Origin of the sequence: Cellulosimicrobium marinum (assembly GCF_020551945.1) — a bacterium.
GTDB classification, from domain to species: Bacteria; Actinomycetota; Actinomycetes; order Actinomycetales; family Cellulomonadaceae; genus Cellulosimicrobium; species Cellulosimicrobium marinum.
In genome coordinates this window covers 62,862-88,637 of record NZ_JAJBZH010000008.1, presented here as the reverse complement: position 1 = coordinate 88,637, position 25,776 = coordinate 62,862, and the positions used below count along the sequence as shown (strand labels likewise).

Sequence of the window (25,776 nt, the reverse complement as noted above, 5' to 3'; positions counted from 1 at the left end):
ACGGAGGTGCGTCCCCGTGGGGTCGCTCGTGTACTTCTCCAGCGTCAGCGAGAACACGCACCGCTTCGTCCAGCGGCTCGACCTCCCCGCGTCGGGCATCGACGTACGACGCATCCCGCTGCGGCCCACCGACGGGTTCCTGCGGGTCGACGAGCCGTACGTGCTCATGGTCCCCACCTACGGGGGCGGCAACGAGGGCGGCGCCGTCCCGCGTCAGGTCGTGAAGTTCCTCAACGACGTGCACAACAGGTCGTTGATCCGCGGCGTCATCGCGGCGGGCAACACCAACTTCGGCGAGGCGTACTGCATCGCCGGCGACATCATCTCCGCGAAGTGCCAGGTGCCCTACCTGTACGCCTTCGAACTCCTGGGAACAGCCGAGGACGCCGCGCGCGTCCGCGACGGATTGGGACGATTTTGGCAACGACAGTCACAGATTCCGGCGTGATCGCGGGCCCCGTCGCGGACGGCGGCGCGCCCGCGGTCCAGCAGGTCGCGCTGAGCGGCACGCAGCTCGACTACCACGCGCTCAACGCGATGCTGAACCTCTACGGTCCGAACGGCGAGATCCAGTTCGACAAGGACCGCGAGGCCGCGCGCGCCTACTTCCTGCAGCACGTCAACCAGAACACCGTGTTCTTCCACGACCTGCAGGAGAAGCTCGACTACCTCGTCGAGCACAAGTACTACGACCCGGCCGTCCTCGCGAAGTACGACCGCGCGTTCGTGACGTCGCTCTTCGAGTTCGCGTACTCGAAGAAGTTCCGGTTCGAGACGTTCCTCGGCGCGTTCAAGTACTACACGTCGTACACGCTGAAGACGTTCGACGGCAAGCGCTACCTGGAGCGCTTCGAGGACCGTGTGTGTATGGTCGCGCTCGGCCTCGCCGACGGCGACGAGCAGCAGGCGCTCGACATCGTCGAGGAGGTCATCTCCGGCCGCTTCCAGCCGGCGACGCCCACGTTCCTCAACGTCGGCAAGGCGCAGCGCGGCGAGCCCGTCTCCTGCTTCCTGCTGCGCATCGAGGACAACATGGAGTCCATCGCGCGCGGCATCAACTCCGCGCTGCAGCTCTCCAAGCGCGGCGGCGGCGTCGCCCTGCTGCTGAGCAACATCCGCGAGCACGGCGCGCCCATCAAGCACATCGAGAACCAGTCGTCGGGCGTCATCCCCGTGATGAAGCTCCTCGAGGACTCCTTCTCCTACGCCAACCAGCTCGGTGCGCGCCAGGGCGCCGGTGCGGTGTACCTGCACGCGCACCACCCGGATATCCTGCGCTTCCTCGACACCAAGCGCGAGAACGCCGACGAGAAGATCCGCATCAAGACGCTGTCCCTCGGCGTCGTCATCCCGGACATCACGTTCGAGCTCGCCAAGAAGAACGAGGACATGTACCTCTTCTCGCCGTACGACGTCGAGCGCGTCTACGGCAAGCCGTTCGCCGACGTCTCCATCAGCGAGAAGTACGACGAGATGGTCGACGACTCCCGCATCCGCAAGACGAAGATCAAGGCGCGCGAGTTCTTCCAGACCATCGCCGAGCTGCAGTTCGAGTCCGGCTACCCGTACATCATGTTCGAGGACACCGTGAACCGGGCCAACCCGGTCAAGGGTCGCATCACCCACTCGAACCTGTGCTCCGAGATCCTCCAGGTCTCCACGCCGTCGACGTTCAACGAGGACCTCTCGTACGACCACGTCGGCCGCGACATCTCCTGCAACCTCGGCTCGCTGAACATCGCGAAGACGATGGACTCGCCCGACTTCGCGAAGACCATCGACACCGCGATCCGTGCGCTCACCGCCGTCTCGGACCAGACGAGCATCGAGTCCGTCCCGTCGGTCAAGCGGGCCAACGAGTCCGGGCACGCGATCGGTCTCGGCCAGATGAACCTGCACGGCTACCTCGCCCGCGAGCGCATCCACTACGGCTCCACCGAGGGCGTCGACTTCACGAACATCTACTTCTACACCGTCGCCTACCACGCGATCGCGGCCTCCAACCGGCTCGCGATCGAGCGCGGGCGCGCGTTCGGCGGGTTCGAGGACTCGAAGTACGCGAGCGGCGAGTACTTCGACAAGTACACGGACCAGGTGTGGCAGCCCGAGACCGAGCGCGTGCGCCAGCTCTTCGCCGACGCCGGCGTGCACATCCCCACGCAGGACGACTGGAAGTCCCTCAAGGCCTCCGTCATGGAGCACGGGATCTACAACCAGAACCTCCAGGCCGTCCCGCCGACCGGCTCGATCTCCTACATCAACAACTCGACGTCCTCGATCCACCCGGTGCCGTCGAAGATCGAGATCCGCAAGGAAGGCAAGATCGGTCGCGTCTACTACCCGGCGCCGTACCTGACGAACGACAACCTCGAGTACTACGAGGACGCGTACGAGATCGGGTACGAGAAGATCATCGACACCTACGCCGCCGCGACGCAGCACGTCGACCAGGGCCTGAGCCTCACGCTGTTCTTCAAGGACACGGTCACCACGCGCGACGTCAACCGCGCGCAGATCTACGCGTGGCGCAAGGGCATCAAGACGCTCTACTACATCCGTCTCCGCCAGATGGCGCTGGAGGGGACCGAGGTGGAGGGTTGCGTCAGCTGCATGCTGTAGTCGCCTGAGGCAACCATCTGGGTTGCCGTCGCGACCTCTGGGGAGACGCGCGCGGGTCCACCATCCGCACCGCTCGTGCCTCGCGGTGCTCCCGCCAGGCCCGCCACGACCCGCGCGCGCCTCCCCGCCGGCCGCTCGTCGTCGGCTCGCCCCGGCCGTCGTGCAGCAGTGCCCGACGGCGTAGGGCCCGTCCCAAGTCATCGTCCCGGTCGGTCCGGGGTCAGCAGGAGAGAAGAAGGCAGATGTCGCCCACCGGGAAGCTCAAGCTCATCGATCGCGTGAGCGCGATCAACTGGAACCGACTCGAGGACGACAAGGACCTCGAGGTCTGGGACCGGCTCGTCGGCAACTTCTGGCTGCCGGAGAAGGTGCCGGTGTCGAACGACATCCAGTCGTGGCACACGCTCACCGAGTCGGAGCAGCAGCTCACGATGCGGGTGTTCACCGGCCTGACGCTGCTCGACACGATCCAGGGCACCGTGGGCGCGGTGTCGCTCATCCCGGACGCGATCACGCCGCACGAGGAGGCGGTGTACACGAACATCGCGTTCATGGAGTCGGTGCACGCGAAGAGCTACTCGTCGATCTTCTCGACGCTGTGCTCCACGCGCGAGATCGACGACGCGTTCCGCTGGTCGGAGGAGAACCCGAACCTGCAGCGCAAGGCCGAGATCGTCATGGAGTACTACAAGGGCGACTCGCCGCTCAAGCGCAAGGTCGCGAGCACGCTCCTCGAGTCGTTCCTCTTCTACTCCGGCTTCTACCTGCCGATGTACTGGTCGAGCCGCGCCAAGCTGACGAACACGGCCGACCTCATCCGCCTCATCATCCGCGACGAGGCGGTGCACGGGTACTACATCGGCTACAAGTTCCAGAAGGGCCTCGAGAAGCTCAGCCCCACCGAGCGCGACGAGCTCAAGGCGTACACGTTCGAGCTGCTCTTCGAGCTGTATGACAACGAGGTCCAGTACACCGCGGACCTCTACGACGGAGTCGGGCTCACCGAGGACGTCAAGAAGTTCCTGCGGTACAACGCCAACAAGGCCCTCATGAACCTCGGGTACGAGGCGCTGTTCCCCAAGGACGAGACCGACGTCAACCCGGCGATCCTGTCCGCTCTGTCGCCGAACGCCGACGAGAACCACGACTTCTTCTCCGGCTCCGGCTCGTCGTACGTCATCGGCAAGGCCGTGAACACCGAGGACGACGACTGGGACTTCTGACGTCCCCGGGGAGCCCGGTGGCTCGACACCGGGTGCTCGCCCGAACCGGCTGATCACAGGCCCGGGACCGCAGGAGGACGCGGTCCCGGGCCTGTGTGCGAGCCCGTGGCGTGGAGACGCACGAGGCCCGCCGCCGTATCACCGGGTACCGCCGGCCGCTCCTTCTCTTCGAGCGGCGCAGTCCCGCGGCTCGAGGGATCACAGGCGAGGCGGTGGTCGACGATGACCATGGACGAGCAGCGAACCGCACGAAGCGGGTTCTTCACGACGATGCCGGGCGTGCTCACGGCCGTCGCCGCGATCGTCACGGCCGTGGGCGGGGTCTACGGCATCTACGTCAGCCAGAGGTCTGCCGAGCAACCGGTGTCGCCCCCGACGGTCGCGACGGGAACCCCGACCCCGGAACCAACCACGCCGACGCCGGAACCGACCACGCCGACGCCGCAACCGACCACGCCGGCCGGGACGACGGAGGTCCCCATCATCATCGCGCTCGGCGACCTGCACGGGGAGGAGGACGCCGACACGAGCCCCGTCGAAGAACCGTTCGCCGCGTGGTACCTGTCCGCCGACGTCGACCGGCAGGTGGTGGCCGACGCGTGCGGTGCGGGCGACCCGACGTCGTGCGCGGTGCTGGAGCAGGTGCTCGTGCAGGACTGCACGGAGACGTTCGACGCGGCGTGCGACATCCTCTACTACGTCGAGCCGGTGGGGTCGGAGCTCGAGAACCTCGACGCGACGTGCGGCTATCTCTTCGGGGACTGGTCCCTCGCGGGCCGGTGCACGTCGTGACCACGTCGCCGGCCTTCTGGCTGACTGTCTGCGCCATCTTCGCGGCGAACGCGCTGCTGTCGTGGGCGTGGCACGCCCCGGTCCTCGCCCTCGCCCAGGTGGCGACGGCCGTCCTGGCGGCGGTCGCGGCGTGGACCGCGCGGCGTCGGAGCTCGGCGGGCGTGCGTCGTGACGGCGTCGACGACCGACGGCACGTCTGACGTCGGGACGAGAGGTTCAGTCCGACGGGCGGGCCTGCGCGCCCTCGACGGGAGGGTCGGCGGACCAGGGGAACGTGATCCACAGGTCCGTGTCCTTCCACGAGTAGTCCGGGTGGATGATCGTGCGCGGCTTCGTGTACAGCACGGCCGACCGGGCCTCGGCCCCGTGCTCGCTCAGCATCTCCATGACCAGGGCCAGGGTGCGGCCGGAGTCGGCGACGTCGTCCACCACGAGGACGTGCGCGCCGGGTAGGTCGGACGTGTCCATGAGCGGCGGCAGCACCTTGGGGTCGGCGAGGGTCTGACCGATGTCCGTGTAGAACTCGACGTTGAGCGTCCCGACGCCCTTCGTCCCCAGCGCGTACGCGACCGCGCCGCCCGGGAGGAGCCCGCCGCGCGCGATGGCGACGACGACGTCCGGCCGGAACCCGCTCGCGACGACCTGCTCCGCGAGCTCGCGCGCGGCCACGCCGAACTGGTCCCACGACAGCACCTCGCGCTCGGGCGCCACGGCGTCGGTGGGCACGGCCTCGGTAGGCACAGCCACGGGAGACGCCGCCGCGGCAGGAGTCGTCTCGGTGGTCCGGTTCTCCGTCATCCGACGAGCCTAGGCGCCGCGCCTCGACTTCTCGCGCCAGGCAGCCACCCGCGGCACCGCCGGGAGAGTGGCGACGGCGCCCTGTGCCGGAACGACGACGGGCCGCCCCCCGGGAGGGGACGGCCCGTCGTCGGCCGGCGATCACCGGCGAGACGTCACTGTGCAGACGTCACTGTGCAGACGTCACTGCGCGTCGAGGATGTCGACGACGAACACGAGCGTCTCGTTCTGCAGCTCGTGGCCCTCGCTCGCGCCGTAGCCGAGCGACGGGGGGATGACGAGCAGCACCTGGCTGCCGACGGTCTGGCCGGCGAGGCCCTGCGTCCAGCCCGCGACGACCTGCTGGAGCGAGAAGCTGGACGGCGACCCGCGGTCCCAGGACGAGTCGAACTGCTCGCCGTCGAGCTTCCAGCCCGTGTAGTGCGCGGTGACGGTCTGGTCCTCGGTGACCTCGGGGCCGTCGCCCTTGATGAGGGTCTGCACGACGAGGTCGTCCGGCGCCTCGTAGCCCTCGGGGATCTCGACGCTGGGCTTGCCGTCGTCGTCGAGCGTGACCACGGGCAGGCCGTCCTCCGGCGTCACGGCCTCACCCTCGGCGCGCGACGGGATCTCGCGCGCGGCGGTGATCTCCGCGACCGTGAGGTACGTGATCGGCTCCTGGGTCTGCGGGTCCGTCGTCGGGTTCGCGAAGAGGAAGCGCGTGCCGACGTTCTTGCCCTCGAGGACCTCGGTGAGCTGCGGGATGAGGGTCTCGTCGCCCATGCCGATCGAGTCGGGCATCTCGTTCTCCCACGTCGACCCGAGCACGGTGCCGTCCGCGCCCGAGTACACGACGGAGTGCATCGTGAGCTGCTGGCCGTCCTCGAGCGGCTCGCCGTCGCCGTCCTCCAGGGACAGGGACGCCATGGTGGACACCTCGAACGGCGTCTCGAACTCCAGGGTCACGTCTCCCTCGTCGCCCGAGACGGTCACGCCCTCGAGCGCGGCGAGGTCCTCCGGCGAGGTGGTGGCGGCGTCGGTCGTGGTCTCCGAGGGCGTCGACGACGTCTCGGCGTCCGACCCGCCGTCGCCGGACGCGCAGCCGGCGAGCAGGAGGGAGGCCCCGAGGGTGAGCGCGGCGACGCCGCGCAGGGTGCGGTGCTTCACGTGAAGGAGTCCTTCGGTCGAGGGGACGACGCGCACGCCGTCGGGGTCTGTGCCGCAGGCCGGCCGTTCGTCCCGGCAGGACGGTCGGACGCCGGGTGCAGCACCGGCCCGGACACTCTAGCCCTCTCGTCTGGACGGCGGCTGGGAGCGGGCCGGGGTCGATCCCGGGGCCCTCGCCGGGTCATCATGGACGGATGCCGTCGCGTCGCCCCTCCCGCAAGCGCCCCTGGGGCGCGGAACCCCCGCCGCTCGACCTCGACCGCGCCCTCGGCGGGGCGCGCCGCGAGTCCGGTGCGGACGGCGAGTGGACCGTCCGCACGGTCCGCGGAGGGGACAAGTCCTACCTCTGCCCGGGCTGCAACCAGACGATCCCGCCGGGCACCGGCCACGTCGTCGCGTGGCAGGAGGACTCGTTCTTCGGCGCGCAGACCGCGCTCGAGCACCGCCGGCACTGGCACTCGGCCTGCTGGACGGCGCGCGGGCGCCGTCGGCCCGGCTGAGCACGCAGGCGCCCCCGAGCAACTAGGCTCGACGGCGATGAGCACCGCACCCGAGACCGCGCCCCAGCCCGTGCCCGACGACGGGACGGCCACCCCGATCCGGTCCCTCACCGTCCTGCCGGCGCGGCGCGAGGACGTCGAGCTGCACACCGCGGACGGTCTCACCCTCGTGGGCGAGCTCGCGCTCCCGGCCGACCGTCCGCCGTCGGCCACCCTCGTCACGCTGCACCCCCTGCCCACGCACGGCGGGTACATGGACTCCCACGTGTACCGCAAGGCGGCGTGGCGGCTCCCGGCGCTCGCGGACCTCGCGGTGCTGCGGTTCAACACGCGCGGCACGTCGTCGCCGCGCGGCACCAGCGAGGGGACGTTCGACGGCGGCGAGGCCGAACGCTTCGACGTCGCCGCGGCGATCGAGTACGCCGAGTTCCACGACCTGCCGCACCCGTGGCTCGTCGGCTGGTCGTTCGGCACGGAGCTCGCGCTCAAGCACGGCGCCGACCCCGCGGTCGAGGGCGCGATCCTGCTCTCGCCCCCGCTGCACCGCGCGACCGACGAGGACCTCGACCGGTGGGACGCGTTCGGCAAGCCGCTCGTCGTCCTGGTGCCGGAGCTCGACGACTACCTGCGCCCGGACGAGGCGCGCCGCCGGTTCGCGCGCGTGCGCCAGGCGGAGGTCATCGGCGTCGACGGCGCCAAGCACCTGTGGGTGGGGGAGCCGTCCGTGCGGCGCGTCCTCGACGAGATCGTCGGGCACGTGCTCCCCGGCCACCCCCTGCCGCTGCCCACGACGTGGTCCGGGGACGACGGCGCGCCCGCCGACGCGGACGAGGACACCGAGGCGAGCGACCAGGCGAGCTACGACGCGAGCCGCACGGACGGCGTCCCCGACTGACGGCGTCGGGCCGGACGTGGCAGCGTGGGGGTCGTGACCCGTACCCGGGGCACGACCCGACCCGAGGAGAGAACGACGTGACCACGCCACGGCTCGAGACCTACACGCTGCGCGACGGGCACGGCACGCCTCTGGTGCTGCTGCACGGGTTCCCGCTGGACCACCGCATGTGGGAGGACGTCGCCGCCGCGCTGCCGGGGGAGCCGACGGTGCTCGCCCTCGACCTGCCGGGCCTCGGCCAGAGCCCGCTCGGAGCCGAGCCGCCGTCCCTCGACACCGCCGCGGACGCCGTCGCGCAGGCCCTGCACACCGCGGGGGTGCGCCGCGCCGTCGTCGCCGGGCTCTCGATGGGCGGGTACGTCGCCCTGGCCCTCGCGGAACGCCACCGCGACCTCGTGGCCGGGCTCGGCCTCGTGGACACGAAGTCGACCGCCGACACGGACGAGGCACGGGACAACCGGCTGCGCGTCGCGGACCGCGTGACGTCCGAGCAGTCCGTCGACGCCGTCCTCGGCATGCCCGGCGTGCTGCTCGGCGAGACGAGCGCGACCCTGCGCCCGCACCTCACCGCGCGCCTGGAGGAGTGGATCCGCGTGCAGCGTCCCGCGGGCGTCGCCTGGTCCCAGCGGGCCATGGCGGCACGGCCGGACCGCACCGGCGTGCTGGACACCTTCGGCGGCCCCGTCGCCGTGGTCGTCGGCGAGGAGGACCAGGTGACCCCCGTCGCCGAGGCGGAGCACATGGCGTCCGCAGCGCGGGACGCACAGCTCGTGCAGGTGCCGAAGGTCGGGCACATGAGCGCCGTGGAGGAGCCGGCCGCCGTCGCGGACTCTCTCGCCGACCTCCTCGCCCGCGCCACGGCCTGAGACCGCCGGGCCCGACGCCGCGTGGCCGGCCCCCGCGGAGCGGCTACGCGCCGTCGAGCACGAGGGCGAGCGCGTCGGCGAGGTCGATCGACTCGCCGTCGCGCCCGCCCTTGCCCAGCACCAGGGGCGGGTCCGACGGCGTGAGCGCGGCACCCCGCAGACGTGCCGCGAGGCCGCCGGGCACGCTCAGCACGTAGAACTCTTCGTCCGTGCCCACCGCGACCGAGCGGTTACGGCGTAGGTACCACCCGCTGACGGGCGTGCGGTACGTCGCCGAGCCGTCGAACGCCCGCGCGCGCAACGGCTCCGGCGCGAGTCCACGCTCGCGGGCCTGCGCGACGAACGTCGAGATCAGCTCGCGCGCGGCCGTGGTCTCCTGGGCACGTCGCCGGTCCAGCGCACGCTGCTGCTGCTCCGCGGCCTCCGTCCGCTGCCGACGCCAGCGCGCGGCGTCGGCAGCGGCCCGCGACTCGTCGGGCATGTCAGGCGGAAGCCGGGGTCTCGGCCTCGTCGTCGGCCGGGGGCTTCCTCGCGGTGTCCTTCGGGGCCCCGCCCTGCGCGGGGCGTGCCGCGCCGCTCGCAGGGGGACCGCTCGTCGTGGCGCCCTCGGGTGCCGTCACGGTGCCGACCGGGGTGGCCTCGTCCTGCACGACCGGGAACTCGGCCGTGAGGAGCTGTGCGGCCCGCGCCTGCTGCGCCGGGGTGCCCGCCGGGACCGCCGACGAGCGGGCCGACTGCTTCGTCCCCTCGTTCGGGTCGCCCAGCAGTCCGCGCAGCTCGTCGAGGTAGGTGTTGATCGAGTCGTGCTGCCGCGTGAGGTCCTCGAGCTGGCGCTGCGCGGCCGTGCGCTGCTGCTCCGCCTCGACCCGGGCGTCGCCGACGGTCTGGTCGGCGAACTCGCGCGCCTCCGCGACGATCCGGTCCGCGTTGCGCCGGGCCGTGGCCATGAGGTCCTTGACGTACGCGTCGGACTCGGCGCGCACCTTCTCCGCCTGCTCGAGCGCCAGCGCGACGCGCTTCTCCGCCTCGGCCGCGTGCTCCTCCGCCGTGGCGACCAGCTTCTCCGTCTCCGCCTTCGCCGTCGCGTGACGCTCCGCGTTCTCCCGCTCGGCGTCCTCGCGGCGGCGCACCACGTCGAGCTCCGCCTCGGCCAGCGCCGTGCGCGCCCTCTCGCGCAGCTCCTCCATCTCGGCCGTCACCGCGTTCGCGGCCTCCGACGCCTGACGCTGCGCCTCGTCCACCGTGCGCTGCGCCTCGCGCCGCGCGTTCTCCAGCAGCTCCGCCGTCTCCCGATCCGCCGACTCGCGCTGGGCCGCCGTCTCCGCCGCGACCCGGGCGCGCAGCTCCGCGGCCTCGCGCTCGGTGGTGACGCGCAGCTCCGTCGTCTCACGCTCCACCGACGCGCGCAGCGTGCCGAGCTCGCGCTCCAGCGACGCACGGCGCTCGCTCTCCTCCGTCGCGATGGCGCTCTGGATGCGGGCCGCCTCGCGCTCCGCCGACCCGACCAGCTCCTCCGCACGTCGCTGCGCACCCACGAGCGTGCTCTCCGCCTCGGAACGGCTGGTCGCCCGGACCTCCTCCGCCTCGAGCCGCGCGCTGTTGAGCAGCTCGCCGACCTCGTTCTCCGCTCGCGACCGCACCTGGCCGGCAGAGAGCTTCGCGCGCGCCATGACGTCCGCAGCCTGGGAGTTCGCCTGCGAGAGGATGTCGGCCGACTGCTCCTCCGCCGAGCGCAGCAGCTGCTCGATGCGCGAGCCCAGGCCCGCGTACGACGGCTTGTCCGACTCGCGGAGCTGGCGCTGCGCGTCCGAGAGGTCCGTCGTCAGCTGCATGACGCGACCGTCGGCGGCCTCGAGCCGCCCGCGGGCCTCCTCGAGCGCCCTCTCCAGCTTCGCGAGCTGGGCCTCGACCTGGACGCGGTCGTAGCCGCGCATGGTGATGGGGAAGAGCGTGCGCTCGTCGGACACGTCGATGACCTCCGGTGTGGTTCGTCGTGGGCGGCCGCGCCGGGCGACTCGTCCCCTCCGGCGCAGCCCGAAGGGCGCGGTCCGCGGCCCCACGTGCTCGGTCCAGGATACGGTCCGCCCGCTGTCCTGAATACCCGGAATGGGTCCGCGGCGGCACGCCCGCCCCCATCCTCGGGTCGAGGGGTGGGGCCGGTTCGCGCGCAGGTCGTGAACGGTTCGTGAGGATCCGTGCCACGGCTGCCAGGGTCGATCCGGCGGCTCGTTCGCACCTATCCTGGAACGTCGATCGACGAAGGGAAAGCTCGGTGCTGCAACGAATCATCGCCGTCGTCCTGCTCGTGGCAGGGCTCGTCGCCGTGGGCCTCGGCGTCGCCTCCGCCACGGTGTGGAGGGACAGCGACACCGTCGTGGCGGCGACGTCGTACACGGGCGACGGCACGATGCTCGTCACCGAGCCCGGGGTCCTCGACCTCGTGGCCGAGGACGTGACGATCACCGCGACCGCACCGGGCGAGCAGCCGGTGACCCTGGCGATCGGCCGCGAGGTCGACGTGACCGGCTGGGTGGGCGAGGACCCGCACGGCGTGGTCACCGGCCTCGCCGACTGGGACCGCCTCGCGGTCAGCGCCGCCGAGCCCGCCCCCGCGGAGGAGGAGGCGCCCGCGGAGGAGGAGGCGCCCGCGGAGGAGGAGGCACCCGCGGACGGGGAGACTCCAGCCGAGGAGGAGACACCCGCCAACGGGGAGACCCCGGCCGAGGACGAGGCTGCCGGCGACGAGGCTGCGGAGGCCGAGCCGGTCGTCGGCGTCGACCCCGCGGGCTCGGACATGTGGGTCCAGGAGTCGAGCGGCGAGGGCTCCACGACGCTGCGCTGGTCCGACCAGCCCGGCCGTTGGCAGGTCCTGGCCGCCGGAGTCGGCGAGGACGCGCAGGCACCGACCCTCACCCTCTCCTGGCCGCGCGACGTCGAGACGCCGTGGCTGTGGCCGGGCGTCGTCGGCGGAGTCGTGCTCGTCCTCCTCGGCCTCGGGATCGGCGCCGCGAGCCTGCGGCCCAAGCGCCGCCGCTCGTCCGAGCGGCGTGCCGCCACCGCCGCCACCCCCGTCGTCGGCGACGGGACCGACGCGGGCGGGCACGCGGCGTCGGGCACCGGCACGCGGCCGGACGACGCAACCCCGAGCGACGAGAACGGGGAGCCGACGACGCACACCGCCCAGGTCCGCATGCTCACCCGCCGCGAGCTGCGTGAGCGGGAGGAGGCGGAGCGCAACGCCCAGCAGCAGGCGAAGCCCAAGCAGCGGCGCGCCTGGCTCACGGGCCAGATCCCCGTCGTGCCCGGTGGGCGCCGGCCGAAGACCGCGGCCCAGCCGGTCGTCGACCCGGCCCAGGGCCACCCGACCGCCCAGGACAGCGCCAGCACGCGAGCCGACGCCTGGCGACGCGCCTGGGGCTTCAACGCCGACGCGTCGACGACCGACCCCGTGCGCGACGAGACGGACGAGACGAAGGACCCGACCCGATGACCACCACCGCACGCACCACCATCCGCCGTCGCGGGCGGATCGCCGTCGCGACGGCCACCGCCGGACTCCTGCTCGTCGGGGGCTGTGCGGCGCCGCTGCCCACCCCGCAGCCCGAAGCCAGCCCGTCGACGCCGCCCCCCGTGCTCGACGAGACGCAGGAGGCCGACGTGCTCGCCGCTGTCGGAGCCGCGCTCCAGGAGGCGGACGAGGCCAACGACCCCAGCCTGCTCGAGGAGCGGGTCACCGGACCCGCGCTCGCGATCCGCACGAGCCAGCTCGAGGTCGCGAAGGCCCGCGGCGACGCCGAGCTCGTCACCGAGCTCCCCACCGACGTGCAGCAGGTCGTCGTGCCGACCACGCAGACCTGGCCGCGCACGTCGTACGCCGTCAGCGTCCAGCCGGAGTCGCTCCAGTCGCCGCGCCTGACCGTGCACGAGCAGGCGAGCGCGCGCGACCAGTACGAGCTCTGGGGATGGGTCCGCCTGTTCCCCAGCACGACGCTGCCCAGCTTCGCGGCCCCCACCCTCGGCAGCGAGGCCGTCGCGCCCGACGACGACACCCTGCTCATGTCACCGACCGACGCGATCGCGCAGTACGCCGACGTCCTCAACGTCGGGTCGTCGTCGAGCTTTGCGGACGCGTTCCCCGACGACTCGTTCCGCTCGCTCCTCGCGGAGCGGTCGAAGCTCTGGACCGACGCGCTCGAACCCGCCGCAGGGCGGTACAAGCTCGAGTTCGAGCCGGACCCCGACGAGCCCGTCCGGGCCGTGCGCACCGCTGACGGCGGCGCCCTCGTGGTGGGGGAGATGACGTCGCTGGAGACCATGTCGGCCGAGGAGGGTGCTGTCGTGCCCCCGTCGACGGACACCGAGAAGGCGCTGTTCGGCGACGCCGACGCCACCAACGTGCTGCGGGTGCGCTACGTCGACGTCGTCGCGATCTACGTGCCGCCGGCCGGAGGTGACGAGCAGGTGCAGGTCCTCGGGACCGAGCACGTCGCCGTCACCGTCGTCCCTGCCTGATCCGTCCGTAGGATGCAGCCATGAGCGAACCCACCCAGCCCACGTTCGACGTGCGCGGCGCGGTCGACCTGTCCGCGCTGAACCGGCCGCAGGCACCCCCGCCGGGTGAGGAGGGCGGCCCGCCCGCGGCCGGCGGGTACGTCGTGGACGTCACCGACGAGACGTTCGGCCAGCTGGTGCAGGACTCGGCGCAGTACCCCGTCGTCGTGCTGCTGTGGCTCCCCACGGACCAGGCCAACGCCCAGCTCGGCACCGACCTCGGCGCTCTCGCCGAGGAGTACGCCGGCCGCTTCCTCCTCGCCCGTGTCGACGCGCAGGCGTACCCGCAGGTCGCCGCCGCGTTCCAGGTCCAGGGCGTGCCGACCGTCGTCGCCGTGCTCCAGGGTCAGCCCCTCCCGCTGTTCCAGGGCGCCGCCCCCGCCGAGCAGGTCCGGGCGGTGCTCGACCAGGTGCTCGAGGCCGCCGAGGCCAACGGCGTGACGGGTCGGGTCCCGGCACAGGGCGACCAGCCCGCGCCCGACACGACCGCTGAGGACACACCGGAGCCCGAGCCCGAGCTCCCTCCCCTCCACCAGGAGGCGTACGACGCGATCGAGCGCGACGACCTCGACACCGCCGTCGCCGCGTACGAGAAGGCCATCAAGCAGGACCCCAAGGACACGCTCGCCGTCGCGGGGCTCGCCCAGGTCCGGCTCCTGCAGCGGACCCGCGGCGCCGACCTCGCCACGGTCCGCACCGCCGCCGCCGACGCACCGTCCGACGTCGACGCCCAGCTCGCGATCGCCGACCTCGACCTGCTCGGCGGTCACGTCGACGACGCCCTCGGCCGCCTCCTCGACCTCCTGCCGAGCGCCGACGCCGACGGCAAGGAGAAGGTCCGCGTCCGGCTCCTCGACTACTTCGAGGTCGTCGGCCCGACGGACCCCCGCGTCGGCAAGGCCCGCCAGCGCCTCGCGATCAGCCTGTACTGACACCCGGCCCGCCTCGACATCGGGTGAGGTCGGGTCCGCGTGCGGGGTGCCCTCGGTGCTCGGGCTGCCGCGTCTTTCAACGGTGCCGGGTCGGGTCCGCGTGCGGGGTGCCCTCGGTGCTCGGGCTGCCGCGCCGTCGCCCGGGTCGTCCGGCCGACGGTTCGCGAGCGCGGCTCGACGCCCTTCGCACCCGAGGCCACCCCGCACGCTCGGCCGAGACTCACCGCCCGTAGGCGGTCGTCGACACGCGTTCCGAGCGGTTCGTCGCGGCCGCAGAGCGTACGCGAGTCGACGTCTGACGAGCCGGACGACGGCGAGGCTTGGCAACGGCGAGGCTTGGCGACGGCGAGGCTTGGCGACGGCGAGGCTTGGGCGAGGCGAGGCGACGGCGAGGCGACGACACCGGGTGGGTGGGGTGAGGGCGCCGGGTCGTGGTGGGTCTGGCGGGAGCCGCGAGGGACGAGCGGCGGATGGTAGACCCGGCGCCCTCACCCCACCTGCCCGGCGGTGACCACGCTCCTACCTCGCGTGACCACGGTTCTACCTCGCGTGACCACGGTTCTACCTCGCGTGACCGCGGTTCTCCCTCGCGTGACCGCGGTTCTACCCCGTGTGACCTCGGTTCTCCCCAACGTCAGGCCGGGACGAGGTAGAGCGCGCCGAGGGGCGGGACGCGCAGGGCGACGGAGTGCGCGCGGCCGTGGTGGGGAACGGGCTCGGCGTCGACGACGCCGAGGTTGCCGACGCCCGACCCGCCGTACGTCTCGGCGTCGGTGTTGAGGACCTCGCGCCACGCGCCGCCGGACGGCAGGGCGAGGCGGTAGCCCTCGTGCGGGGTCCCGGCGAAGTTCACGACGACGGCGACCGGGCTGCCGTCGCGGCCGCGGCGCACGAACGCGAGGACGTTGTGGCCGGCGTCGTCGGCGTCGAGCCACTCGAAGCCGGCGGGGTCGTGGTCGAGCTCCCAGAGCGCAGGGGTGGCGCGGTAGAGGGCGTTGAGGTCGCGCGTGCACCGTTGGACACCCTGGCGGCCGGGGTCGGCGGCGAGGCCGTCCCAGTCGAGCGAGCGGCCTTCGTTCCACTCGGTGTGCTGGCCGATCTCGCTGCCCATGAAGAGGAGCTGCTTGCCGGGGTGGGACCACTGGTAGGCGAGGAAGGCGCGGACGCCGGCGCGCTTCTGCCAGTCGTCGCCGGGCATCTTGCCGTACAGCGACCCCTTGCCGTGGACGACCTCGTCGTGGCTGATGGGCAGGACGAACTGCTCGGAGTACGCGTACACCATGGAGAAGGTGATCTCGTGGTGGTGGTAGCGCCGGTTGATGGGCTCCTCGGCGACGTAGCGCAGGGAGTCGTTCATCCAGCCCATGTTCCACTTGAGCCCGAACCCGAGGCCGCCTGCGGAGGTGGGGCGGGTGACGCCGGGCCAGGCGGTGGACTCCTCGGCGATCATCATGACGCCGGGGGTGCGGCGGTAGGCGGTGGCGTTGGCCTCCTGGAGGAAGGCGATGGCTTCGAGGTTCTCGCGCCCGCCGTGCACGTTGGGGTGCCACTGGCCGGGTGAGCGGGAGTAGTCGAGGTAGAGCATGGACGCGACGGCGTCGACGCGCAGGGCGTCGACGTGGAACTCCTCGAGCCAGTAGGTGGCGTTGGCGACGAGGAAGTTGCGGACCTCGTTGCGGCCGAAGTCGAAGACGTAGGTGCCCCAGTCGGGCTGCTCGCCGCGCAGCGGGTCGGCGTGCTCGTAGAGGGGTGTGCCGTCGAAGCGGGCGAGCGCCCACTCGTCGCGGGGGAAGTGCGCGGGGACCCAGTCGACGATGACGCCGATCCCGGCGGCGTGCAGCGTGTCGACGAGGTGGCGGAAGTCGTCGGGGTGGCCGAACCGCGAGGTCGGTGCGTAGTAGCCGGTGACCTGGTATCCCCAGGACCCGCCGAAGGGGTGCTCGGCGACGGGCAGGAGCTCGACGTGGGTGAAGCCCTGCTCGACGACGTACGCGGTGAGCTGGTCGGCGAGGTCGCGGTAGGACAGGCCCTGCCGCCAGGACCCGAGGTGCACCTCGTAGACGCTCACGGGCCCGGCGTGGGGGTCGCGGGTCGCGCGCTCGGCGAGCCACGCGTCGTCGGACCACGTGTAGGACGACTCGACGACGACGCTGGCGGTGGCGGGCGGGACCTCGGCGCCCTTGGCGAGCGGGTCGGCCTTCTGCCGCCAGGACCCGTCGGGCCCGAGGATCTCGTACTTGTACCGGGCGCCGCCCTGGACGCCGGGGACGAAGATCTCCCACACGCCGGACGACCCGAGCGAGCGCATCGGGTGGGTGCCGCCCCAGCCGTTGAAGTCGCCGATGACGCGCACGGCGCGGGCGTTGGGTGCCCAGACGGCGAACGCGGTGCCCGTGGTCGCGCCGAGCACGCTGGGGTAGGTGCGGACGTTCGCGCCGAGCGCGGTCCAGAGCTGTTCGTGGCGGCCTTCGCGGACGAGGTGCAGGTCCACCTCGCCGAGGGTCGGGAGGAAGCGGTAGGGGTCGTCGCCGGTGGTGACGTCGTCGCCGTACCGGGCCCGGACGCGGTAGTCGGGTGCGTGGCGCACGGTGCTGCCCGGGTCGCCGGCGGGCTCGGCGGCGACGGGGACGACGGCGGCCCACACGCCGTCCTGCTCGTGCACGGCCGGGTGCTCGCCGTCGGGCGTCACGACGACGACCTCGTCGGCGAGGGGGCGCAGCACGCGGACGACGGCGCGGGCGTCGTCGGGGTCGGGCGCGAGGTGCGGTCCGAGGACGGCGTGCGGGTCGAACGTGCGCCCGCTGGCCGCGGCGGCGAGCGCCTCGGGCGGGACGACGACGGGCGGCGGGGTGGCGGTGGTGTCGGACCCGGTCATGCGCCCACCCTTCCACGTCCGTGTGTCGCTCACATGACGGGCTCGCCGGGCGGTGCGGCCGGTCCGGGGGCAGGGCTCACCCGTCGGACGCGAGCAGGCGGTCGACGGCGGCGAGGGGGATCGGTTCCCAGTCGGGGCGGTTGCGGGACTCGTAGACGACCTCGTACAGCGCTTTGTCGAGGGTGAGCGCGCGGACGAGCACCTCGGAGGTGGCGCGGTCGACGCCGGCGGTGTCGGCGTGGTCGTACGCCTCCAGGAAGGCGTTGCGCGCCTGGACGGCCCAGCCGGGGTTCGGGGCGCGGCCGACGGCGGCGGCGTAGTCGAACGACCGGACGATGCCGGCGACGTCGCGCAGCGCGAGGTCGGGGCGGGTGCGTTCGGCGACGGGCCGCAGCGGTTCTCCTTCGAAGTCGAGGACCTTCCAGCCGAACCGTCGGGCGTGGAGCACCTGCCCGAGGTGGAGGTCGCCGTGGACGGTCTGCAGCCGGGGGAGCGCGTCGGGCACGTGGGCGACGTCGCCGAGCCGGGCGGCGGTCCGGTCCCAGAACGCTGCGACGTGCGCGGCGCGGCGCCCGAGCGCGGCCGACGACGCGACGGCCTCGTCGGACCGGCGGCGCAGGTCGGCGAGGAGCCAGCGCACGTCGACGGGCGACCCCACGCCGAACGCGCTGCGGAGCGCGCCGTGCAGGTCGGCGAGGAGGCGGCCGAGGTCGACCGCGAGGTCGGCGAACGACTCGTCCTGGCCGGCGTAGGCGCACGCGAGGTCGAAGCCGTCGCGGGCGCCGTCGACGAACTCGCCGAGGATCGCGAGGTGGGCGGTCCGGGGGCCGTCGCCGGGGTGCGGGTCGTCGTCGGCGTCCCACGCGACCTCCAGCCACGCGAGGGGGCGCGGCACGCCGGGCCAGCCCTGGCGGGCGAGGGCGCGGGGGATCGTCACGTCCGGGTTGGGCCCGATCGCGACGGCGCGCAGCAGCTTGAGCATGGTGCCGCCCGCCGTCCCGGGGAGGAGGACGGACGAGTTGGACTGCTCGACGGCGAGCGCGCGCCCGCCGGTGAGGTCGAGGGCGGTGCGGTCGGCGTCGTCCTCCCAGGTGGCGGCGGCGAGCACGGCGGCCCACGCGGCGGGGTGCGCCGCGCCGTCGTGCACGACGCGGGGCCTGCCGTCCACGACGACCTCGCCGACGGCGGTCGGGGGTGCGGTGCCGTCGTGCGGGGGGCCGAGCACGAGGGGTACCTGGACGACGAGGTCGACCCCGTCGCCGACGAGCCGCACGAGGTGCAGCGCGACCTGCAGGTCGTCCCACGCCCCCGGGGCGACCCCGTGGGCCGCCGGGTCCGGGACGTCGAGCGCGAGGGACAGCCAGGGGACGTGCCGGACGGCGACACCCTTGACGGGGTACCAGCGGCGGGCCGGGAGCCAGGTGTCGAGCAGGGCGAGGAGGTCGGGCGAGGGGAGGTCCGTGCGTCGGGCGGCCACGCGTCTCCTTCGTCTGTCGGTCCGGGCAGCAGGTCCATGCCACCACGAGTGGCGTCGCCATGCCGCTCGGGCGGCCGATGGGCGGCCGAGCGGCAGGGCGACGAGGTCCGTGTCGGTGGCCCGCGGGAGGATCGTGCGCGCCGGGACCGCCCTGGCGCGGGGGCAGGACGGGAGGAACCGTGGTGGGGTGCGAGCACCGTGACGTGCGGCTGACGCAGGAGGGTGTCCCGGTGGCGCACATGGTCTCGGTCGTGAGCTGGTTCACGTGCGAGGCGTGCGGCGAGCGGGCCGCGGTCGTCGAGAAGAGCGAGGTCCTCGGGGACCTCGCCCGGGAGCTCGCGGCGACCGTGCGGAGGCTCGGTCAGTCCTCCTCGTCCGGCGGGCCGACGGCGAGCCAGTAGAAGTCGCGCGACCCCCAGGTCATCGCGACCCGGCCGTCGGCGTCCACGCCGGGGAAGCGCGCGCCGCCGAACACGTCGGTGAGGCTCGCGCCCGCGTGGTCGGGCAGGTGGACCGTCGCGGACCGTGCCGTCGCCGCGAGGTTCGCGACGCACAGGACCGTCTCGTCGGGCGTGCGCCGGAGGAAGGCGAGGACGGACTCGTTGTCGCACTCCAGCGCGACGAAGTCGCCCGTGCCGAACGCGGGGTGGCGGCGGCGCACCTTGAGCATGCCGTGGACCCAGTGCAGCAGCGACGTCGACTGCTCGAGCTGTGCCTCGACGTTGACGTACCCGTAGTGGTGGACCAGCGACTGCACGAGCGGCAGGTAGAGCTTGCCCGGGTCGGCCGTGGAGAAGCCGGCGTTGCGGTCGGGCGTCCACTGCATGGGGGTGCGCACGGCGTCGCGGTCGGGCAGCCAGATGTTGTCGCCCATCCCGATCTCGTCGCCGTAGTACAGGCACGGGCTGCCGGGCAGGGACAGCAGGAGGGCGTGCGCGAGCTCGACCTCCTTGCGGGAGTTGTCGAGCAGCGTCGCGAGCCGACGCCGGATCCCGACGTTCGCGCGCATGCGCGGGTCCTGCGCGTACCACCCGTACATGGACGCGCGCTCCTCCGTGGAGACCATCTCCAGGGTGAGCTCGTCGTGGTTGCGCAGGAACGTGCTCCACTGACCGCCCGCGGGGATCTCGGGCGTGTCCGCGAGGATCTCCACGAGCTGGTTCGCCCGCTGGTCGCGGATCGCGTAGAAGATGCGCGGCATGACGGGGAAGTGGAAGCACATGTGGCACTCCGGCTCCTCGTCGGTGCCGAAGTAGTCCACCACCTCGCGCGGCCACTGGTTCGCCTCGGCGAGCAGGATGCGGCCGGGGAACTCGGTGTCGACCATCTTCCGCACGCGGCGCAGGAACGCGTGCGTGCGCGGCAGGTTCTCGCAGTTCGTGCCCTCCTCCTCGAACAGGTAGGGCACGGCGTCGAGACGGAAGCCGTCGACGCCCATCTGCAGCCAGAACCGCGCGACGTCGAGCATCGCGTCGGCGACGCGCGGGTTCTCGAAGTTGAGGTCGGGCTGGTGGGAGAAGAACCGGTGCCAGAAGAACTGCCGCCGCACGGGGTCGAACGTCCAGTTGGACGTCTCCGTGTCGACGAAGATGATGCGCGCGTCGGGGTACCGCGTGTCGTCGTCGCTCCACACGTAGAAGTCGCCGTACGGGCCCTCGGGGTCGGCGCGCGACGCCTGGAACCACGGGTGCTGGTCGCTCGTGTGGTTCATGACGAGGTCGATGACGACGCGGATGCCGCGCGCGTGCGCCTCGGTGACGAGCTCGGCGAACTCCGACGTCGAGCCGTACTGCGCGGCGATCGCCGTGTAGTCCGACACGTCGTACCCGCCGTCGCGCAGCGGCGACGGGAAGAACGGCGGCAGCCACAGCGCGTCGATGCCGAGCCACTGCAGGTAGTCGAGGCGGTCGATGAGGCCGCGCAGGTCGCCCGTGCCCGTGCCGTCGGAGTCGGAGAACGCGCGCACGATGACCTCGTAGAACACCGCGGTGCGGTACCAGTCCGGGTCGTCGGACAGGCCGGGCCGCGTGTCCGTCGTCGCGACGGGCTGGCGCCGGGGCGGCAGGGCGGCGATCGGGACGGGCGCGGTCAGGGGCGGCACGGGCGCGGGCCCGGCGGCGACCTCGCGCCCCGTCACGCGGGCCTCACGTGCACGACGTGCGCGACTTGCCGCTGGGGCTCCAGCCGCACGTAGACCTTCTCGCCCCACGGGAAGCTCTCGCCGGACAGCTCGTCGTGCGCGACGAACGACGGCGTCCACGGGTCGTGGCCGTCGGGCGGCGTCGGGAGGCCGAGGGCCGCGAGGTCGAGGTGCACGTCGGACTCCTGCGGGGAGTGCGGGTCGAGGTTCACCACGACGACGACCGTGTCGGCCTCGCCGGTCGGCGAGTGCTCGGCGGGCAGGTGCCGCGAGAACGCGAGCACCTGGTCGTTCGTCGTCGGGTGCACGGTGAGGTTGCGGAGCTGACGCAGCGCCGGGTGGTCGCGGCGGACCTCGTTGAGCCGGGTGAGGAGCGTCGAGATGCCGATCTCCCCCGCCGCGGCCCAGTCGCGGGGCTTGTACTCGTACTTCTCGTTGTCGATCTGCTCCTCGACGCCCGGCCGCGGCACGTTCTCCACGAGCTCGTAGCCGGAGTAGATCCCCCACGTGGGCGAGCCGAGGGCGGCGAGCACCGCGCGGACCGCGAACCCGGCCACCCCGCCGTGCTGGAGGTACGGCGGGAGGATGTCGTGCGTCGTCGGCCAGAAGGACGGGCGCATGTATGCGCCGCCCTCGCCGGACACCTCCTCCAGGTACTCGGCGAGCTCGTCGCGCGTGTTGCGCCACGTGAAGTACGTGTACGACTGGTGGAACCCGATGCGCGCGAGCGTGTGCATCATCGCGGGCTTGGTGAACGCCTCCGACAGGAAGATCACCTCGGGGTTCGTGCGGCGGACCTCCGCGAGCAGCCACTCCCAGAAGTCGAGCGGCTTCGTGTGCGGGTTGTCGACGCGGAACGCGGTGACGCCCCGGTCGATCCACACGCGCACCACGCGCAGCACCTCGGCGTAGATCCCCGCGGGGTCGTCGTCGAAGTTCAGCGGGTAGATGTCCTGGTACTTCTTCGGCGGGTTCTCGGCGTACGCGATCGACCCGTCGACGCGCGTCGTGAACCACTCCGGGTGCTCGGCCACCCACGGGTGGTCCGGCGAGCACTGGAGCGCCAGGTCGATCGCCACCTCCAGCCCGTGGCGTCGCGCCTCCTTCACGAACGCGCGGAAGGTGCGCTCGCTGCCCAGCTCGGGGTGGATCGCGTCGTGCCCGCCGTCCTTCGACCCGATCGCGTACGGGCTGCCCGGGTCGCCCGGCAGCGCGGTGAGCGAGTTGTTCCGGCCCTTGCGGTGGGTGGCGCCGATCGGGTGCACCGGGGTGAGGTACACGACGTCGAAGCCCATCGCCGCGATCGCGGGCAGCCGCCGCGCCGCCGCGGTGAACGTCCCGGAGCGCCACCGGCCGTCCTTGAGCCGCCGCGCCCCCTCCGAGCGCGGGAACATCTCGTACCAGGCGCCCGCGAGCGCCAGCGGGCGCTCCACGCGCAGCGGGTACGTGGCCGACGCCGTCACGTGGTCGCGCAAGGGGGCGCGCCGCAGGACGTCCCGCACCTCGGGCGACGTCGCCGCGGCGAGTCGGGCGGGCGCGGGCCGGGACGCGTCGCGCAGGGCGGCGAGCGCGGCGGCGAGCGTGCGCTCGTCGTCGGGTGTCCGGGCGCCGGCGGTGCCGTCAGGCGCCGGGAGCGGCACGGCGTCGGCGAGGACGCGCTCGACCAGCCGGACGCCCTCCGCGAGCATGAGGTCGACGTCGACGCCCGCCTCGACCTTGATCGTCGCGTCGTGCGCCCACGTGCCGTACGGGTCGCTCCACGCCTCGACCCGCAGCGACCAGTCGCCCTCGGCGTCGGGGTGCAGGGTCGCGCGGAACCGGTCGAGACCGGGCGCGACGTCGACCATCGGCGCGGTGCGCTCCGTCCCGTCGGGCGCGACGAGCACGGCGGTCGCGGCGACGGCGTCGTGCCCCTCGCGGAAGACCGTCGCCTCCACCGGCACCATCTCCCCGACGACGGCCTTCGCGGGCCAGCGACCGCCCTCGACGACGGGCGAGACGGCGAGGACGGGGATGCGCCCGACCGGGGCCGCGGGTGCGGGTGCGGGGGCGGGAGGGCGTTCCGTCGCCGTCGCGGCAGGAGCGGGGGCCGTCGGGGCAGAGGGTGGGGTGGCGGGCACGCGGGCCTGCGGTGTCGACGTCACGCCCCCAACGTATCGAGGGGTGCGGGGGGCAGGCACGCGGTGGCCGGTCCTCGGCCGAGCACCGGCGCGAGAGTTCACGCGCGCGTTACGCCGACGAGACACGGTGAGCGTGTGCCACGCCGTCCGGCTGCGTAGTCTCGTCCCCGTGAGAGCGATCCGACGGTTCACCGTCCGCACCCTGCTGCCCGCCCCCCTGCGGGACCTCGACGAGCTGGCGCACAACCTGCGCTGGTCGTGGCACGCCCCGACGCGCGATCTCTTCGCCGGGATCGACCCCGACCTGTGGGCCGACGTGCACGGCGACCCGGTCGCGCTCCTCGGCGCGCTCGGCCCCGACCGGCTCGCGGCGCTCGCGGACGACACGGCGTTCGTGGAGCGCGTGCGCACCGCGGCCGACGGGCTGCGCCATTACCTGCAGGACGACCTGTGGTATCAGCAGCAGGCCGCGTCGGGTGGCCCCGGCGACGGCCCGCTCCCCGCGGCGATCGCGTACTTCTCGCCCGAGTTCGGCATCACGTCCGTGCTGCCCCAGTACTCGGGCGGCCTCGGCATCCTCGCGGGCGACCACCTCAAGAGCGCGAGCGACCTCGGCGTGCCGATCGTCGGCGTCGGGCTCCTGTACGGCGCGGGGTACTTCAAGCAGTCCCTCACGCGCGACGGCTGGCAGGTCGAGACGTACCCGCTGCTCGACCCGGACGGCCTGCCGCTCACGCTCCTGCGCGAGGACGACGGCACGCCCGCCCGCGTCACGCTGCCGCTGCCCGGCGGCCGGTCGCTGCACGCCCACGTGTGGGTCGCCGCCGTCGGCCGCGTCCCGCTGCTGCTCCTCGACTCCAACGTGCCCGGCAACGACGAGGCCGCCCGCAAGGTCACCGACCGGCTCTACGGCGGCGGCGGCGAGCACCGGCTCCAGCAGGAGCTCCTGCTCGGCGTCGGGGGCGTGCGCGCGCTGCGCCTGTGGTCGCGCCTCACCGGCGCGCCCGAGCCGGAGGTCTACCACACCAACGAGGGCCACGCGGGCTTCCTCGGCGTCGAGCGGATCCGCGAGCTCGTCGGTCAGGGCCTGACGTTCGACGAGGCGCTCGAGGCCGTGCGCGCCGCCACCGTCTTCACGACGCACACCCCCGTGCCCGCCGGCATCGACCGGTTCGGCCGCGACCTCGTCACGCAGTACTTCGGCGGCGACATGGCCGTCGACGGGCTGCCCGTCGAGCGCGTCCTCGCCCTCGGCGCGGAGGACTACGACGGCGGCGACCCCACCGTCTTCAACATGGCCGTCATGGGCCTGCGCCTCGGTGGCCGCGCCAACGGCGTCTCCCTCCTGCACGGCGAGGTGTCCCGCGGCATGTTCGAGGGCCTGTGGCCCGGCTTCGACGCGCGCGAGGTCCCCATCACGTCCGTGACGAACGGCGTCCACTCGCCCACGTGGGTCGACCCGGCGCTCGCTGGCCTGGAGGCCGAGCGGCTCGGGCTCGACGAGCTCACGGCCGACCACGCGTCGTCGGGCTGGCTGCGGTCCGGGCGCGACGGCGACGGCCCGGCCGTGAGCGACGGCGAGCTGTGGGCGATCCGCCGCGAGATGCGCGGCCGGCTGGTCGACGAGGCGCGCCGGCGCGTGCGCCGGTCGTGGCGCGAGCGCGGCGCGACGCCCGCCGAGGTCGGCTGGATCGACGACGTGCTCTCGCCCGACGTGCTGACCATCGGCTTCGCGCGCCGCGTCCCCACGTACAAGCGCCTCACGCTCATGCTGCGCGACCCCGAGCGCCTCAAGGCGCTGCTGCTGCACCCGGAGCACCCCGTGCAGCTCGTCGTGGCCGGCAAGTCGCACCCGGCGGACGACCAGGGCAAGCGCCTCATCCAGCAGCTCGTCCGGTTCACCGACGACCCCGAGGTGCGCCACCGCATCGTCTTCCTGCCGAACTACGACATCGCCATGGCGCAGTCGCTCTACCCGGGCTGCGACGTGTGGCTCAACAACCCGCTGCGCCCCCTGGAGGCGTCGGGCACGTCCGGGATGAAGTCCGCGCTCAACGGCGGCCTCAACCTGTCCATCCTCGACGGCTGGTGGGACGAGTGGTTCGACGGCGAGAACGGCTGGGCCATCCCCACGGCCGACGGCGTCGACGACCCCGACCGTCGCGACGACCTCGAGGCCGCCGCCCTCTACGATCTCGTCGAGCAGCAGGTCGCCCCCCGGTTCTACGACCGGAACGCCGACGGCGTGCCCGCGCGGTGGCTGGAGATGGTCCGCCACACGCTCGCCACCCTCGGCCCCAAGGTCCAGGCGACCCGCATGGTCGGCGAGTACGTCACGCGCCTGTACGTCCCTGCGGCCACGGCCGGGCGCGCGCTCGCCGCCGACGCGCTCGCCCCGGCCCGCGACCTCGCGCACTGGAAGCAGGCCGTCCGCACCGGCTGGAGCCGCGTGCGGGTCGACCACGTCGACTCCTCCGGAATCGGCGAGGTGCCGCAGGTCGGCGACCGGCTCACCGTGCGCGCGTACGTCTCGCTCGGCGACCTGCGTCCCGAGGACGTCGAGGTGCAGGTCGTGCACGGCCGCGTCACCGAGGCGGACGTCATCGACGACTTCACCGCCGAGCCCCTCGCGCTCGCCGAGTCGTACGAGGCCGGCCGCCACGCGTTCGCGGGGGAGGTCGTGCTGGAGTCGTCCGGGCCGTTCGGCTACACGGTGCGCGTCGTGCCGAAGCACGCCGGCCTGCCCAGCGTCGCCGAGCTCGGCCTGGTCGCCAACGCCTGACGGGGTCGCGCGGGGGAGAGCCGTGGGTGCCCGACGTCGGCCCCGGCCCGGGCGTGCCCG

21 protein-coding genes are annotated in these 25,776 nt (G+C 73.0%); 13 read left to right on the top strand and 8 right to left on the bottom strand.

The annotated features are described in order from the left end of the window. Nucleotides 1-16: 16 nt before the first annotated feature. From nrdI to LGQ04_RS15955, 5 genes are all read left to right on the top strand, one after another. Nucleotides 17-448, top strand: coding sequence for a class Ib ribonucleoside-diphosphate reductase assembly flavoprotein NrdI (gene nrdI / locus LGQ04_RS15975; RefSeq protein WP_229244958.1), 432 nt, complete (start codon nt 17-19; stop codon nt 446-448). Between the two features lie 50 nt (nt 449-498). Continuing rightward, a complete protein-coding gene (nrdE, locus tag LGQ04_RS15970; RefSeq protein ID WP_267495049.1) occupies nt 499-2,619 on the top strand; it encodes a class 1b ribonucleoside-diphosphate reductase subunit alpha in 2,121 nt (706 codons plus the stop codon). Between the two features lie 242 nt (nt 2,620-2,861). Continuing rightward, the gene (nrdF, locus tag LGQ04_RS15965; protein ID WP_229244957.1) at nt 2,862-3,842 is read left to right on the top strand and encodes a class 1b ribonucleoside-diphosphate reductase subunit beta; all 981 of its coding nucleotides are present in this window, start codon (nt 2,862-2,864) and stop codon (nt 3,840-3,842) included. Nucleotides 3,843-4,070: 228 nt separating this feature from the next. Further along, nucleotides 4,071-4,634 (top strand): hypothetical protein, encoded by a 564-nt coding sequence (locus LGQ04_RS15960; RefSeq protein WP_229244956.1) that lies wholly within the window; start codon nt 4,071-4,073, stop codon nt 4,632-4,634. After that, on the top strand, nt 4,631-4,834 hold the full coding sequence (locus LGQ04_RS15955; protein ID WP_229244955.1) for a hypothetical protein: 204 nt from the start codon (nt 4,631-4,633) through the stop codon (nt 4,832-4,834). The genes LGQ04_RS15960 and LGQ04_RS15955 overlap by 4 nt, the downstream gene beginning before the upstream one ends. Nucleotides 4,835-4,850: 16 nt before the next feature. Here the strand turns inward: LGQ04_RS15955 and LGQ04_RS15950 are convergent, their stop codons facing one another. Both LGQ04_RS15950 and LGQ04_RS15945 read right to left on the bottom strand, forming a co-directional pair. Then, the gene (locus LGQ04_RS15950; protein ID WP_229244954.1) at nt 4,851-5,432 is read right to left on the bottom strand and encodes a phosphoribosyltransferase; all 582 of its coding nucleotides are present in this window, start codon (nt 5,430-5,432) and stop codon (nt 4,851-4,853) included. 183 nt (nt 5,433-5,615) lie between these two features. Continuing rightward, entirely contained in the window at nt 5,616-6,578 is a 963-nt protein-coding gene (locus LGQ04_RS15945) for an FKBP-type peptidyl-prolyl cis-trans isomerase (protein WP_229244953.1), read from the bottom strand. Nucleotides 6,579-6,772: 194 nt separating this feature from the next. Between LGQ04_RS15945 and LGQ04_RS15940 the strand changes: the two genes are divergently transcribed. The 3 genes from LGQ04_RS15940 (at nt 6,773) to LGQ04_RS15930 (ending at nt 8,839) form a co-directional block, all read left to right on the top strand. After that, the gene (locus LGQ04_RS15940; RefSeq protein ID WP_229244952.1) at nt 6,773-7,078 is read left to right on the top strand and encodes an Rv1322 family protein; all 306 of its coding nucleotides are present in this window, start codon (nt 6,773-6,775) and stop codon (nt 7,076-7,078) included. Between the two features lie 37 nt (nt 7,079-7,115). Continuing rightward, nucleotides 7,116-7,973: an alpha/beta hydrolase gene (locus LGQ04_RS15935; protein ID WP_229244951.1), complete on the top strand. Its 858-nt coding sequence runs from the start codon at nt 7,116-7,118 to the stop codon at nt 7,971-7,973. 77 nt (nt 7,974-8,050) lie between these two features. After that, the gene (locus LGQ04_RS15930) at nt 8,051-8,839 is read left to right on the top strand and encodes an alpha/beta fold hydrolase (protein ID WP_229244950.1); all 789 of its coding nucleotides are present in this window, start codon (nt 8,051-8,053) and stop codon (nt 8,837-8,839) included. Between the two features lie 43 nt (nt 8,840-8,882). Here LGQ04_RS15930 and LGQ04_RS15925 read toward each other — a convergent pair whose 3' ends face one another. Both LGQ04_RS15925 and LGQ04_RS15920 read right to left on the bottom strand, forming a co-directional pair. Next, entirely contained in the window at nt 8,883-9,320 is a 438-nt protein-coding gene (locus LGQ04_RS15925; RefSeq protein WP_229244949.1) for a hypothetical protein, read from the bottom strand. A 1-nt stretch (nt 9,321) separates the two neighbouring features. Next, on the bottom strand, nt 9,322-10,806 hold the full coding sequence (locus LGQ04_RS15920; protein WP_229244948.1) for a coiled-coil domain-containing protein: 1,485 nt from the start codon (nt 10,804-10,806) through the stop codon (nt 9,322-9,324). Nucleotides 10,807-11,111: 305 nt separating this feature from the next. Between LGQ04_RS15920 and LGQ04_RS15915 the strand changes: the two genes are divergently transcribed. The 3 genes from LGQ04_RS15915 to LGQ04_RS15905 are packed head-to-tail and all read left to right on the top strand — an operon-like array spanning nt 11,112 to nt 14,322. Continuing rightward, nucleotides 11,112-12,329 (top strand): hypothetical protein, encoded by a 1,218-nt coding sequence (locus LGQ04_RS15915; protein ID WP_229244947.1) that lies wholly within the window; start codon nt 11,112-11,114, stop codon nt 12,327-12,329. Continuing rightward, nucleotides 12,326-13,351: a DUF8094 domain-containing protein gene (locus tag LGQ04_RS15910; protein ID WP_229244946.1), complete on the top strand. Its 1,026-nt coding sequence runs from the start codon at nt 12,326-12,328 to the stop codon at nt 13,349-13,351. The genes LGQ04_RS15915 and LGQ04_RS15910 overlap by 4 nt, the downstream gene beginning before the upstream one ends. Nucleotides 13,352-13,371: 20 nt before the next feature. Then, nucleotides 13,372-14,322, top strand: coding sequence for a tetratricopeptide repeat protein (locus tag LGQ04_RS15905; RefSeq protein WP_229244945.1), 951 nt, complete (start codon nt 13,372-13,374; stop codon nt 14,320-14,322). A 634-nt stretch (nt 14,323-14,956) separates the two neighbouring features. On the opposite strand, the gene glgB is transcribed toward LGQ04_RS15905, so the two are convergent. Beyond that, nucleotides 14,957-17,197: a 1,4-alpha-glucan branching protein GlgB gene (gene glgB / locus LGQ04_RS15900; protein ID WP_229244944.1), complete on the bottom strand. Its 2,241-nt coding sequence runs from the start codon at nt 17,195-17,197 to the stop codon at nt 14,957-14,959. A 76-nt stretch (nt 17,198-17,273) separates the two neighbouring features. After that, on the bottom strand, nt 17,274-18,674 hold the full coding sequence (locus LGQ04_RS15895) for an aminoglycoside phosphotransferase (protein WP_229244943.1): 1,401 nt from the start codon (nt 18,672-18,674) through the stop codon (nt 17,274-17,276). A 203-nt stretch (nt 18,675-18,877) separates the two neighbouring features. Here LGQ04_RS15895 and LGQ04_RS15890 point away from each other — a divergent pair, with 203 nt between their 5' ends. After that, nucleotides 18,878-19,075, top strand: coding sequence for a hypothetical protein (locus tag LGQ04_RS15890; RefSeq protein ID WP_229244942.1), 198 nt, complete (start codon nt 18,878-18,880; stop codon nt 19,073-19,075). Here the strand turns inward: LGQ04_RS15890 and treS are convergent. After that, entirely contained in the window at nt 19,036-20,739 is a 1,704-nt protein-coding gene (gene treS, locus LGQ04_RS15885) for a maltose alpha-D-glucosyltransferase (protein ID WP_267495044.1), read from the bottom strand. The genes LGQ04_RS15890 and treS overlap by 40 nt on opposite strands. Before the next feature lie 68 nt (nt 20,740-20,807). Beyond that, nucleotides 20,808-22,958, bottom strand: a complete 2,151-nt coding sequence (locus LGQ04_RS15880; protein WP_308016422.1) for an alpha-1,4-glucan--maltose-1-phosphate maltosyltransferase — start codon at nt 22,956-22,958, stop codon at nt 20,808-20,810. Nucleotides 22,959-23,103: 145 nt separating this feature from the next. On the opposite strand from LGQ04_RS15880, the gene glgP reads away from it, so the two are divergent. Further along, nucleotides 23,104-25,716: an alpha-glucan family phosphorylase gene (gene glgP / locus LGQ04_RS15875; RefSeq protein ID WP_229244940.1), complete on the top strand. Its 2,613-nt coding sequence runs from the start codon at nt 23,104-23,106 to the stop codon at nt 25,714-25,716. Nucleotides 25,717-25,776: the final 60 nt, after the last annotated feature.

Coding starts and splice junctions, on each gene's coding strand:
- nrdF (WP_229244957.1), top strand. CDS start 2,862: ATGTCGCCCACCGGGAAGCTCAAGCTCATCGATCGCGTGAGCGCGATC.
- LGQ04_RS15960 (WP_229244956.1), top strand. CDS start 4,071: ATGGACGAGCAGCGAACCGCACGAAGCGGGTTCTTCACGACGATGCCG.
- LGQ04_RS15950 (WP_229244954.1), bottom strand. CDS start 5,432: ATGACGGAGAACCGGACCACCGAGACGACTCCTGCCGCGGCGGCGTCT.
- LGQ04_RS15940 (WP_229244952.1), top strand. CDS start 6,773: ATGCCGTCGCGTCGCCCCTCCCGCAAGCGCCCCTGGGGCGCGGAACCC.
- LGQ04_RS15935 (WP_229244951.1), top strand. CDS start 7,116: ATGAGCACCGCACCCGAGACCGCGCCCCAGCCCGTGCCCGACGACGGG.
- LGQ04_RS15925 (WP_229244949.1), bottom strand. CDS start 9,320: ATGCCCGACGAGTCGCGGGCCGCTGCCGACGCCGCGCGCTGGCGTCGG.
- LGQ04_RS15910 (WP_229244946.1), top strand. CDS start 12,326: ATGACCACCACCGCACGCACCACCATCCGCCGTCGCGGGCGGATCGCC.
- LGQ04_RS15905 (WP_229244945.1), top strand. CDS start 13,372: ATGAGCGAACCCACCCAGCCCACGTTCGACGTGCGCGGCGCGGTCGAC.
- glgB (WP_229244944.1), bottom strand. CDS start 17,197: ATGACCGGGTCCGACACCACCGCCACCCCGCCGCCCGTCGTCGTCCCG.